Genomic DNA, 12416 nt, shown 5'->3' on the forward strand with positions numbered 1-12416 from the left:
ACTCAAAAAAGAGAGCCGGATTAAGGCTCCCTCAGCAAGGATTGGACATTAGCCGATAACAAAAAAAAAGCGCCCTGTCATTGTCATGACACGGACGCTCTGCATCGTTTACATTAGAATGCTAGTTAAAATTAGCATCACGATAAAATAAGCACCTACGCTGCTTACAATGTACAAAGCAGAAGACTCTTCCTTCACTTTATACATTTGGAACGCAGCTTGAACGGAAAAAATCATAGTTGAAATCAATGTAATTAGAAATATAGCCAACGCCAGCTTGATGGTCATAAACGCAAGTATGCCGGCAACAATAAATCCGACACCGGACAAATATTGCATCGCGCCCAGCTTCGTAATAAGCGCCTGAATCGATTGGCTCTCTTGTCCCTTCCACAGGCTAATGAGCCATAGCGAGAAGAACAGAGAAAGCAGCGATAAAATACCAAGCAAAATCATTTTGCCTATAAAAACACCTGTTCCCGATCCTACTCCTGTTAAGGCCGCAAGCGGATTGAAAAATATACCTTTCAAATAGCTGCTGACCGCCAATACTAACACGATGTAACCGACAAGCGATGCGCCCATACCGATTAGTCCGTAAAGGAAGTCTTTTTTTCCATCCAGCTTCAAGGCTTCAAAAGGATTTTTGAGCAATTTAATAATTAACTGGATATCAACAGCAGCAGCTGGCTTATTATTATTGTTGTTATTATTAAGTATAACTAGATTCTCATCTTGAAACTGCTCACTCATACACTCTCCTCCTCATACAATTATTTTTGCTCTTCCGTGTAGCCTATAGAAGTATCAATTGCAATTGTACGGAGCTTAGCATCCCAATCCACGCCAAAATCTAGCGCGCTTGCTATATCTCTAAGTTTAAAGTAATTATTGCCGTCAATTTTGTAAGCAACCAGCTCTAGCTCTGCGCCGTCAAGATAAATCTTCGATTTCGTAGGCGCGGCTTTTTTCGCAGTCGGATTTTTGGTCGTTGCCAGCTCATTGCCGACTTTCGTATATGCTTTGCCTGACAGAAGCTCAATAGCATTGTTCTCGCTGTCCCAAGTTACTTCAAATTGCTTCTGAGAGCCATTGATTGCAGCTGCCAGATCACGCAGCTTGAAGTAGTTGTTCCCTTCGATGCTGTAAGCGTCAAACGCAACCTGCTCGCCATTAATAACGACCTTGGAGGAGGTCGGATTAGCAGCCTTTTCCTTCACTGCTTCCGCTGGCGTTTCGAATACAAAATTAAGATCGTATACGTCAAACACTACTTCATTATTTTTATCGAAAACATAGAATCCAAAAAAGAAAATATCATCTTCTAAAACATCCAGACCCTCTTTATTAAAATAAGACGGGCTAAAAATAGCACTGCCATCGCTGAATTTAGTTTGATAGGTTTCAAGAATTCCCGCGTTAAAGCCCTCAGGGTGAGACTCCAGCGTGTACGCCTGCTTGTCATCTGTTATCACTTCGAACAGCTGGTACGTGCCATTTGCGTTTTTCTTTGGCTTTTCAACAACGATTACATCGTACTCATATGCCTCGCCATCTTCATCATATATTTCGTAAGTTGCCTGTTCAATAAAGCCTGGAACAACTATTTGATAGCCTGTCTCTTCGTTAATCAGGTTGAATACCTCGCCTTTAAGCTTTGCTGCGCTTACAGGCACTGCTGCTAATCCCATAACTAGAATGGCAGCTAAAAACATCGTAATAAATTGCTTGGTCTTCTTCATCGTTTCCTCCTAAAATGTTCTGTTATCTACTATGTATGTCGAACTCCACCTACATATTACCCCAAAATCTAGCAAGTTTCTATCCTAACTTTTGGATTTTTTAAAAAAAGTACTAGTTTTGATCCTAAATTTCAAGGATAAACGGCTTCGCCGTCCTTTGGACAGGCGCGTTTACCGATGAAATATAAGTATAGATATAAGGTTACAAAAACTTATACTTTCTTATACTCCAAAAAAAACAGCCCCGCTGAGGGACTGTTTTCGCTCTATTCGCTTTATACCAATTTTATGCCATTACCTTGCACATATCATTCGTGAACTGTACCGGATCCTGCAGCGGCAAGCCTTCGATAAGAAGCGCCTGATTGTAAAGCAGGCTTGTATACAAATTGAATTTATCCTTGTCGGATTCAAAAACCTTTTTAAGCGTTTGGAACACGTCATGATTCACGTTGATTTCCAAAACCTTTTCCGCCTTCACATTTGGATTGTCAGGCATTGCGCTTAAAATTTTCTCCATCTCAATTGTCACTTCGCCATCTGCAGTCAAGCAGACCGGATGGGAACGCAGACGCTTCGATACGCGGACGCTTTTTACTTTATCGCCAAGCAGGCTGGCCATTTGCTCGAATAATTCCTTATTTTCTTCATTGGCTTTCTCCGTAGCTTCATCCTGCTTTTCTTCCTCGATGCCAAGATCGCCGCCGGAAACCGATCTGAATTCCTTTTCTTTATAGGAAGCAATCATCTTGATCGCAAATTCATCGATATCCTCTGTGAAATAAAGAATTTCATAGCCCTTTTCAGCAACCAGCTCTGTTTGAGGCAAGCGGGCAATACGCTCATGAGACGGACCGGACGCGTAGTAAATATATTTCTGATCTTCAGGCATGCGCTCTACATACTCAGCCAGCGTAACAAGCTTCTCTTCCTTGGAGGAATAAAACATAAGCAAATCTTGCAGCTCTTCCTTATTGGCGCCATAGTCGCTGTAAACACCGTACTTCAGTTGGCGGCCGAAGGACTCATAAAATTTCTCATACTGCTCTCTTTCATCCTTAACCATCGATTGCAGCGTGCTTTTGATCCGATTTTTAATGTTTTTGGCAATTTGCTTAAGCTGACGGTCATGCTGCAGCAGCTCGCGAGAAATATTTAGCGACAAGTCTTCAGAATCTACCATGCCCTTCACAAAGCTGAAGTAGTCCGGCAGAAGATCACCGCATTTGTCCATAATTAGTACGCCATTGGAGTAAAGCTCCAAGCCCTTCTCATATTCCTTCGAATAGAAATCAAATGGAATACGCTCGGGAATAAAAAGAATTGAGCGATAAACGACCGCACCGTCTGCGCTGATATGAATATGTTTAAGCGGCTGATCGAAGCCATAACGCTTTTCATTATAGAAATTCGTATAGTCCTCATCTGTCAGCTCGTTGCGGTTTCTGCGCCAGATTGGAACCATGCTGTTAAGCGTCTGCTCCTCTGTATATTCCTCAAACTCATTTTCCGCGCCTTCCTTGGGACGGCTGCTCGTCATATCCATCTTAATCGGATACTTAATAAAGTCAGAATACTTTTTCACAATCGCGCGAATACGGTATTGCTCCAAATATTCATCGTAATTGTCGTCCTCAGTATTTTGCTTAATCTTCATGATAATGTCTGTGCCGACGCTTTCTTTGGTCGCCTCTGTAATCGTGTAGCCTTCCGCGCCGCTTGATTCCCACATATAAGCTTTGTCGCTGCCCAATGCGCGGCTAATGACCTTCACCGATTCTGCTACCATAAAAGAAGAGTAGAAGCCAACGCCAAACTGGCCGATAATATCGTGGCCGTCCTTCAGCTCCGTTTCCTTCTTAAACGCCAAAGAGCCGCTCTTCGCGATAACGCCCAGGTTGTTTTCCAGCTCTTCTGCTGTCATGCCTATACCGGTATCGCTAATCGTTAGCGTACGATTATTTTTATCAATCGATAGCTTAATAAAATAATTATCCTTGTCGAAAACAAGGCTGTCGTCAGTCAGAGCTTTATAATAAATTTTGTCAATCGCATCACTGGAGTTAGAAATAAGCTCTCTTAGAAAAATTTCCTGCTGTGTGTAAATAGAGTTAATCATCATCTCTAACAAACGCTTGGATTCTGCTTGGAATTGTTTTACTTCCACTGCTAACTCTCCCCCTCATTCAATAACAGGCATCGCTGCTTGCGAATGCGCTTTATACTATATTAGCACTCTTGATACTTGAGTGCCAATTATACATTTTATATATCATCCATCAATTGGATTGTCAATATACTAACAAAAATTATTATAGGTATAAAGTCCTTAGATCTGCTAGTGTTAACCAAAACCGTTTCCATCTCCAGCAGATTTTTTCATTGTCTACATTCAAGCCCATTTCAGCATGAAAGCTGGGATTCGTTAATCCTCTCAAATAATTGTAACCGTATGCCACAAACCAAAAGATAGGTCTTAAAGACTATATTCATCATAAAATAAAAAACCGATAATTATTCCATCTTAAACAACAGGAGCATGATGCATATGGGGCTAAAGAACATCAAAATTGGCGGTAAGCTGGTCATACTAATTGTATTTTCAATCATTATTTTCGGAGTGATTGGCATCACAGGCTTTAATTTCATGAAAACGATGATCAAAAATTCCGAAAGCGTTTTTATCGACGCCCTTCAGCCGATCAAGTGGCAAGATCAAATCCGCATCAACAATCAAATGATGGATGGCCACATTTTGGAAATGCTCTTAATACAAAACGATGAAGTGAAGCAGCAGGTAAACAGTGATATTAATCGTATTTTTTCGGAAAATGAAACGTTATCTCTAAAACTGGCAGCCAGCCTGTTATCAGAGGAAGAGAGGAAAAGATTTTTACTCTATGATGAAGCGTATAAACTATACATAGAGGATCTAAAGCAGCTGCAAGAGCTTGCTTTTACTGATTCTTCCAAAGGCTATGATTATTATTGGCATGAGGTGAAAGACAAGAAAGATAAGGCCAATGCCATATTAAAAGAAACCGGAGACTATTTGGAAGCCTATGCGGTAAACCTTGAAGCGAGTATTAATAGCAACTATAAATCCAGCAGAATGATCATTATCTTCATTATTTGCTTGTCTATCGCAGCAGAAGCCGTAATTGGGTTTATTATATACCGCATGATCGTTTCTCCGTTAAAGGAAATCCAAAGCTTGATGAGCAAGGCTGAGCAAGGGGATCTTACCGTAAGCGGCAGCTACAAATCAAAGGATGAGATCGGCCAGTTGACTGCCTCATTCAACAATATGATGAAAGGTCAGCAAAGGCTTATGCTTAATATTAGCGAGACGTCTACGCAGCTTGCAGCCTCCTCCGAGCAGCTCCGCGCAGGTGCTGAACAATCAGGACAAGCAAGCGAGCAAATTGCTCATACGATTCAGGAGGTTGCCGAAGGAGCAGAGCGTCAGGTTGCAGCAGCTACAGAAAGCAAAAGAGTCGTAGAGGATATGATTACAAGCATTCGCGCGATTACGTCAAATACACAAGAGCTGTCCGAAAGTGCAAATCTGGCATCTGAGGTTGCTTACGAAGGCAATGATTCTCTGCAAGCAACAATTGAGCAAATGAACTCTATCAACCTCTCTGTTACGCAGCTTGCCGAAGCAGTAAAAGCATTAGGCGAACGGTCACAAGAAATAGGCAATATTACAGAAGCTATTACTGAAATATCTTCACAAACAAATCTGCTTGCCTTGAATGCTGCAATTGAAGCGGCTAGAGCGGGAGAGCACGGACGCGGGTTTGCCGTAGTAGCTGCTGAGGTACGGAAGCTTGCGGAACGCTCCGCTCAATCAGCTAATCATATAGCCGAGCTGATAGCCTTTATTCAAAAAGAAACCGTTCAAGCCGTGCAAACGATGGAGCAAACAAGCCATGAGGTTACCGGGGGCATCAATATCGCTCATCAAGCCGGCGAATCCTTTACACAAATCATTAAATCAGTTGAGATGGTATTCCAGCAAATTCAAGAGGTTTCAGCATCCTCACAGCAGCTGTCAGCTGGCTCGGAGCAGGTGCTGCGCTCAGAAATCCGACTTTCTGAAATTGCCCATGAAGCCGCATCAGGCACGCAAAGCATTGCTGCCGCTACCGAGGAGCAGCTGGCGTCCATGCATGAAATGACGGCATCCTCCAATTCACTTGCCCATATGGCAGCAAATATGCAAAAGCAGATTCATGCCTTCAAGCTCTAAGCATGCTGCAATAATTGTCCTTCGTTAACAAATGCTCTCTGACTGCCATTGTTTTAATAAACAGTGACAGTCAGAGAGCCTTTTTGTTCTATTTTATGCATGCGGCATTATTAGCCTTTAATTGCTCCAATCATAACGCCCTTCACAAAATACTTTTGCAGGAATGGATACAGACATAATATTGGAATAGTCGCTACAATAATTGTAGCGTATTTTATGGACTCGCCAATTGGCATTTTATCTCCGCCGCCGACTCCCGTTGTCATCGAATCGGTGCTATTCGTAATCAAGATTTCTCTTAATATTAATTGCAGCGGGAACAAATCGCGCGTGCGCAAATAGATCAGTGCATTAAACCATGAATTCCAATGCGCGACACCGTAAAACAAAATCATTACAGCTACAACGGGCATGGACAGCGGCAGCACAACCCGGAAAAGAACGGTAAAATCGTTGGCGCCGTCCAGCTTTGCCGATTCCTCTAAGCTAACTGGAACCCCCTGAAACGATGTTCTCATAATAATCAAATTGTAGGCGCTCATAGCGCTCGGAATGATTAACGCTAAACGGTTATCCACCAATCCCAAATTTTCAATAAGCAAATAGGTTGGAATAAGACCGCCGCTAAAAAACATCGTGAACACAATCATAAACATAACCGGGTTTTTCCACATCACATTTTGCCTGGAAAGCGCATATGCGCCAAGCGAGGTCATTAATATATTCAGCGCTGTGCCTGCAACGACGTACAGCAGCGTATTTCCATAGCCTATAAGAATGGAAGGATACTTAAACACATGCACATAGGAATTAAAATTAAGTCCTTCCGGATACCAAATAAGTCCTCTAACCTTTACCAGCCATGCCGGATCGCTTAATGAAGCGAATAAAACATAGATGAATGGGTAGAGCGTAACTAGCGACAGCAAGGATAGTAATATAAAGTTTAAGCCGTCAAACAGCAGCTCGCCAACACTCCGCTTTGCCATATGCATCCCCCTCCCTCACCATAGCTTCGTTTCGCTGGTACGTTTGCTTATGGCATTTGCAAGCACCAATAAGGTGAAATTAATAATAGAGTTGAACAATCCGATCGCTGTGCTATAGCTGAAATCAGATTCCAATATCCCTTTGCGATAAACGAAGGTTCCTATAACATCCGCTGTTTCATAGGTTGTACTATTGTATAGCAGCAATATTTTCTCCGTGCCGACAACCATAAAATTACCGATTTGCAAGATGAGAAGAATAATAATGGTAGAAGAAATACCCGGAAGTGTAATATGAAATACTTGCTTCCAGCGGCTTGCTCCATCTACCTTCGCTGCCTCGTACAAAGAAGGGTCAATTGAGGACATTGCTGACAAATAAATAATGGAGCCCCATCCCACACCTTGCCATATGTTAGATCCAACATATAATGTGCGGAACCAGCCGCTCTCCGATAAAAACGCAATCGGTTCAAAGCCGAACCAGGCAATTACATGGTTAATCAATCCGTCACGGGATAAAAAATCAACCATCATACCAGAAACAACTACAATAGATATAAAATGCGGCATATACGTAATCGTCTGCACAGCCCGCTTGAACATCACATTCCGTACCTCATTGAGCAGCAAGGCAAGCAGAATCGATGCCGGAAAGCTAAATAATAAATCATATAAACTCATTAAAATCGTATTTCGCAGCAATCTCCAAAAATAATAGCTGTTAAAAAAGCTTTCGAAATGCTTAAACCCTACCCAAGGACTATTCCATAAACCCAATCCTGGAGAAAAATCTTTAAACGCTATTTGTACGCCATATATCGGCAAGTAATGAAACACAATGTAGTAGGCGACTACTGGAAGCAGCATCATATACACATATTTGTTAAGCTTGAAATCTTTTATAACACGATACCGAAAGGTGCTTTTATTGACAGGCGCTTGACGGAGAGCCGTCTCTTCCTTCAAGGGTGCGGACATATTATCAGCCCTCCTCTAATTTGATTGCCAGTGCCGTTCCCGGTACATGGGGGCTGCAGCGGCAGCCTCCATGCACCAAACGATGTGCGGCAGATTAACGATTGTTGAAGCGGTCAAGCGCCGCTTGCCTTGCTTTGATAGCTTCCTCGATGCCCATACTCTTCATCGTTGCAACATATTTGTCAAAGTTGTCTAGCGACTCAGCTCCCATAATAAATTTGGTCGTCATTTCATCGCGGTAAGTTTTAACATCATTCATAATGGAAGCGCTCTTCGAGCTCTCCTCCGCAGTTAGCGAAACTGGCGGCATCAGCTTGGAATGATCAGCCTGCATCCAGTTTTTCTGTGCTTCGCGCTGCTGTTCCAATACATAATACTGCTCAATATAACGTTTATCCTGAAGTATTGGACCGCTCCAGCTTGCAATAAAATATTGTGCCATTGCTTGCGTTATCGGCAGATCGTCAGGGTTTTTCATAATCTTGTCTGTATAAGTCGGGTAACCATCCTTCATCTCGTAGCTTTCGCCTTCAATACCAAAGTTAAATAGCATATGTCCTTCTTCGCCATATTTATAATCGAGCCATTTTACAATTTGCTCTGGATTACTGGCGCTGGAAGAAATAGCAGCTCCAATCCCGCTAAACGGGAAGGTATACTGACCTAGAGCTTTTCCGCCTGCTTCAAGAACAGGATATGTCGTGCCTGCAATTTCGAAGCTCGGATCCTCCTTCATCAGTTCGGTGTAACGTCCGATCCCGCTGCCTGCATAAGCCGTAAAGGAGCCAAGCTGATTGCCTGTTACTTTAGCATCCTTCAGCTTTCCGTCCTGGGTCATATAATCTTTATCGAGCAGGCCTTCCTTGTACCATCTTGCCATCAGCGTAAGGTATTCTTTGTATTCAGGCTGGATTGGGCCGTATTTCACAGTGCCGTTTTCATGGTAGAAATCCCCGGTAATGCCCCAAGCGCCAATAAATGCATGGTTTTCATCTGTTTCAGGCGATGGAGTTATAGTAAAGGAGTACGGAATTTCATCCTTTTGAGAATTGCCATTCGGATCTCCATCGCGGAATGCCGTCAGCACATTTTCCCAATCAGCAATCGTCACAGGCAGCGGAAGATCTAGCTTATCCAGCCAATCCTTGCGAATAATTGGACCGTTAACACTTGAAAGCTGAGGATCTCCAAGCAGAAACGGCATCACATAAATGTTACCTTCATCAGTAGTAACCAGCTTTTTAAAATCTGGATTATCATTTAATATTTTTGTTAAATTTGGAGCATGCTCTTCAATCAGCTCATTCAAACGTATAATGCGGTTTTCTTTAATTAAGCTGTCTGGCCCTTTGGCTATCGTATTCCAGTTGAATTCAATAACATCAGGCAGCTTGCCGGAAGCAATCATTAGATTGAACTGATCCCTTTCCTGACCTGTAGGGGGATGCTGAAATTCAACCTTCGTCCCTGTAATTTTCTCAAGCTCCTTGTATGCGGCTATTTCATTGAAGCTTTTCATCGTCGCAGCAGCGTTTCCGTTTAAAGACACCCAGTAAGTAACAGACTTCGGATACTCAACCTCGGCTTTTGGCGTATCGGTTTGCTGAGCATTAGATGGAACGGATGAACTGCTTGCTTCAGGCGATGCAGCCGGCTTTCCTCCGCCCGAGCAGCCTGCAGCTATAGCAGCCATCAACAGGCAAGCGATTGCAATAATTGTTACTTTATTCATCTTTTGTGTCATCCTTTTTGACCCTCCTGCTTAATTATTATTGTTGCGGCGTGTTATCCGCTGATTGAATTATAGATGGCAACGCTTCCTGCTGCCTATATTCTATTGCTTTGGGAATAAACTGATCTTCGTTTTTAAGACCAACTGTTTTTTTCTATAATAAATCACTTTTAACTTGATAACATTATAATTTCCGCGGCCTATCAGACAAACCTTATCGATATAACCAACCGTTTTTATAAGCATAAACAATTATTAAGATTAGCCCATTTTCACCAGAATAAGGATTGATGTACAACATTCAATTGTGTTAGACTGGCACTCTAAAGGATAGAAACTTTAGGGGGTTGGATAAAAGATGCACCGTCGAAAAAAAGTTTTCCTAACTCTATGGTTATCCTACATAGCCATTCTCATCATTCCTGTAGCGATTGCCGCTGCCATGTACAGCAGCATGAGCAGCACGATGGTCGATAATGCTAACCGTTCCAATCTGGCCATGCTTGAGCAGATCAAGCAAATGAACGACAGCCAGATGCAGGAAATCGACAGGCTTATTATGCAGATCGCATCGCATCCCAAGCTCCAAACGCTATGGAGCCTGCCTGACAGCGAACGGTATATTCAGTACTACGAAGCTGTAAGCGCTTTAAAAAACATTAATAACGGCAACACGTTTGTTCATAATTTTTATATCCATTTGCGCAATCAGGATACGATTATATCGCCAACGTTAAAAACAGATATAAAAACATATTTTCGGATTATTTATCCTTTCAAAAATAAATCGGTGGAGCAAATTAAAGAGCAATATTTGACGGGCTACCACTTCAAAACCTATTGGCCGGCTATCAGCATCGGAGAGCCTGCCCAAAATGTCATTACAACAACGGTTTCGTTGCCGCTTGGAGAGAAGGAAAAGACAGCTGCTACGCTTGTACTTATGATCGATGAGGAAAAAATATTTAATATGCTGCGGCAAATTGAGTGGGCGAATAGCAGCTTATTGTATATTTTGGATGAAACAGGCCAAATGCTTACTTCCACCTCCGGCATAAATGAGCTGCCTCAAGAGCTAAGCGAAATAACTTTGGGCGCAAGCCACTATCAATCTTTTCAATTAAACGGGAAGCAGATGATGCTGTCTTATACAAAAGGGGAAAACGGGTGGCAGTATATGTCGCTTATTCCGAAGCAGCTTGTATTGAAAAAAGTAAACGAAACTAGAAGCTGGGCGCTTTGGCTGCTTGCTGTTACCTTTGTCGTCGGTTCAGCTGCTGCATACTGGATGGCTTATCGCAGCTACAGCCCGATCCGCAATATGGTGCTGACGCTTTTGAATGGCAAATCTGCGCCCGCTGCTTCAATGGGCAATGAATACGAATTTATCCAGTCCTCGATCCAACAAAATTTAGCTGAAGGAAAACAGCTGAAGCAAATGATTGACGGGCATGCGCCTGTAGTGAAGGCTTATTTTTTAATGCGTCTATTGAAGGGGCAGGCGGAGCCTGATTTATCGCCAGAAAGCTCCTTGGATTTCATGGGGCTGCAGCTGCAGCATGACTATGTATTTGTGCTAATCGTAGAAGTAAATGACTGCAGTGCTTTTATTAAAATGGATAATGAGCAGGAATGGGCGCTCGTGCGCTTTATTCTGTTCAATCTAAGCAGTGAAATGGCAGGACATAACGGATATGCCGTAGAGACAGAGCGCAATCAGCTGGCATTAATTTTTAATGTGAGCGATGCCTCCCAATCATCGCAAGCCTACAGGGAGCAGTTTATTCATAGCTTTAAGCAGGAAATTGAAGGGCGCTTCAAAATAAAAATAACGATTGCCTCCAGCTCGATCCGGCAAGGCATTTCCGAGATTGGAGGATGCTATCAGGAGGCGCTGAACGCACTCGATTATCAGATTGTTCGCGGCATCAGCTCTATCCTTTATTTTGAGGAAATGAAGGAGTCGGGCCTGACCTATTTCCATTATCCGCAGGAAGACGAAGGCAAGCTGCTGAACTGTCTGAAGAGCGGCGACTTTGCAGGGGCAGAGCAGCTGCTGGACCAATTGTACCGGCATAATTTCACCAGCAACAAAATTTCGCCGGAAATGGGGAAAGGACTTTTCTTCGGTTTGCTTGGCACTGTGATGAAGCTTTCCAACTCTTTAAAATTAGATAATCAGCAGCTCTTCCAGCATACGAGCGAAACGGTGAAGTTTATTGGCAGCAGTCTATCCTCAGAAGAAATGCTGGAGCAGATCAAGCAGCTTTGCCGGCTTATATGCAGCAGCATTGAAGAAGCAAAATCGCAGACCACGAATAAGCTCAATGATCAAATATTGGAGTTTATATTGCAGCGAAGCTCTGATAACGGACTTAGCCTAACTTCGATTGCCGATCAGTTTGCGATGACGCCGCAATACTTGTCCAGCTTTTTCAAAAAGCATAACAATATGAATATAACTGATTTTATCGTCGGCATTCGTGTCAAAAAAGCCAAGTCGCTGCTGGAAGCTACAGGCTTGACTGTACAGCAGGTAGCGGAGAAGGTGGGCTACGCCACCGATATCGGATTTATTCGCGTGTTCAAAAAGCTGGAAGGCGTCACGCCTGGCAAGTTCCGTGAAATAGCACTCAGCAAAGATCAGTTATCATCGTAGAATACGAAAGGATAAACGGCTCCGCTGTCCTTTGGACATGCGCGTTTACCGCTGAAAT

The 12416-nt window shown here is 42.9% G+C and carries 8 protein-coding genes; 2 read left to right on the forward strand and 6 right to left on the reverse strand.

Features of this window, described 5'->3' with window-relative positions; genetic code table 11:
• Positions 1-108 precede the first annotated feature (108 nt).
• The 3 genes from V1L65_RS13685 to htpG form a co-directional block, all read right to left on the reverse strand.
• Positions 109-753, reverse strand: a complete 645-nt coding sequence (locus V1L65_RS13685) for a hypothetical protein (RefSeq protein WP_331699725.1) — start codon at positions 751-753, stop codon at positions 109-111.
• 20 nt (positions 754-773) lie between these two features.
• Positions 774-1742 (reverse strand): stalk domain-containing protein, encoded by a 969-nt coding sequence (locus V1L65_RS13690; protein WP_331699727.1) that lies wholly within the window; start codon positions 1740-1742, stop codon positions 774-776.
• Between the two features lie 286 nt (positions 1743-2028).
• Complete coding sequence (htpG, locus tag V1L65_RS13695) at positions 2029-3909, reverse strand: molecular chaperone HtpG (protein ID WP_331699728.1); 1881 nt, start codon at positions 3907-3909, stop codon at positions 2029-2031.
• Positions 3910-4290: 381 nt separating this feature from the next.
• Between htpG and V1L65_RS13700 the strand changes: the two genes are divergently transcribed.
• Positions 4291-5997, forward strand: coding sequence for a methyl-accepting chemotaxis protein (locus V1L65_RS13700; protein ID WP_331699729.1), 1707 nt, complete (start codon positions 4291-4293; stop codon positions 5995-5997).
• 110 nt (positions 5998-6107) lie between these two features.
• Here the strand turns inward: V1L65_RS13700 and V1L65_RS13705 are convergent, their stop codons facing one another.
• From V1L65_RS13705 to V1L65_RS13715, 3 genes are all read right to left on the reverse strand, one after another.
• Positions 6108-6986 (reverse strand): carbohydrate ABC transporter permease, encoded by an 879-nt coding sequence (locus V1L65_RS13705; RefSeq protein WP_331699730.1) that lies wholly within the window; start codon positions 6984-6986, stop codon positions 6108-6110.
• A 15-nt stretch (positions 6987-7001) separates the two neighbouring features.
• The gene (locus tag V1L65_RS13710) at positions 7002-7967 is read right to left on the reverse strand and encodes an ABC transporter permease (RefSeq protein WP_331699731.1); all 966 of its coding nucleotides are present in this window, start codon (positions 7965-7967) and stop codon (positions 7002-7004) included.
• A gap of 94 nt (positions 7968-8061) precedes the next feature.
• On the reverse strand, positions 8062-9711 hold the full coding sequence (locus V1L65_RS13715; RefSeq protein WP_331699732.1) for an extracellular solute-binding protein: 1650 nt from the start codon (positions 9709-9711) through the stop codon (positions 8062-8064).
• Between the two features lie 346 nt (positions 9712-10057).
• On the opposite strand from V1L65_RS13715, the gene V1L65_RS13720 reads away from it, so the two are divergent.
• The gene (locus V1L65_RS13720; protein ID WP_331699733.1) at positions 10058-12358 is read left to right on the forward strand and encodes a helix-turn-helix domain-containing protein; all 2301 of its coding nucleotides are present in this window, start codon (positions 10058-10060) and stop codon (positions 12356-12358) included.
• Positions 12359-12416: the final 58 nt, after the last annotated feature.

Source organism: Paenibacillus sp. IITD108 (genome assembly GCF_036541265.1).
Lineage (GTDB): Bacteria > Bacillota > Bacilli > Paenibacillales > Paenibacillaceae > Pristimantibacillus.